This is a genomic window from Cupriavidus sp. CuC1, from assembly GCF_044627735.1.
Taxonomy (GTDB): Bacteria; Pseudomonadota; Gammaproteobacteria; order Burkholderiales; family Burkholderiaceae; genus Cupriavidus; species Cupriavidus ulmosensis.
This window is the reverse complement of record NZ_JBIUHC010000431.1, coordinates 1-638: the sequence shown is the minus strand read 5'-3', so window position 1 is coordinate 638 and position 638 is coordinate 1. Positions and strand designations below refer to the sequence as shown.

1 protein-coding gene is annotated in these 638 nt (G+C 61.4%); it reads left to right on the top strand.

The features are described from left to right. On the top strand, nt 1–638 hold a 638-nt coding region (locus tag ACGLHR_RS52070; protein WP_400103989.1), incomplete at both ends, for an ABC transporter substrate-binding protein.

Sequence of the window (638 nt, the reverse complement as noted above, 5' to 3'; positions counted from 1 at the left end):
CAAGCCGATCTGAAGATCCTCGATCCAATCTGGACTACGGCGTTTATCACGCGCGACCACGGCTATATGATCTACGACACGCTGTTCGGCGTGGATGCCAAAGGCGCGGTGCGACCGGAGATGGTGGATACGTACACCGGTTCGGCGGATGGCAAGACCTGGACGTTCACGCTGCGCAAGGGCCTTGCGTTCAGCGACGGCAAGCCGGTCACACCGGTTGACGTGATCGCGTCGATCACCCGCTGGGGCAAGCGCGACGTGTTCGGCCAGAAGATGTTCGCAGCGCTCGAGTCGTTCGACGCGGTCAATGCCAAGACCTTTCGCATGACCTTCAAGCAGCCGTTCCCGATGGTCCTCGAGGCGCTAGGTAAGCCGTCCGGCAGCGCCGCGTTCATCATGCCGAAGCGGGTTGCCGATACGCCGGCGGACCAGCAGATTTCCGAGTACATCGGGTCGGGCCCCTACATCTTGAAGCTCGACGAGTATCGCCCGGGCGCAAAGATCGTGTACATCAAGAACCCGAACTATGTCCCGCGGCAGGAACCGGCTTCGGGTACCGCAGGCGGCAAGCATGTCCATGTCGATCGGGTCGAATGGATCGTCCTCAAGGACGCCCAGACGCAGGCCAATGCGATTGC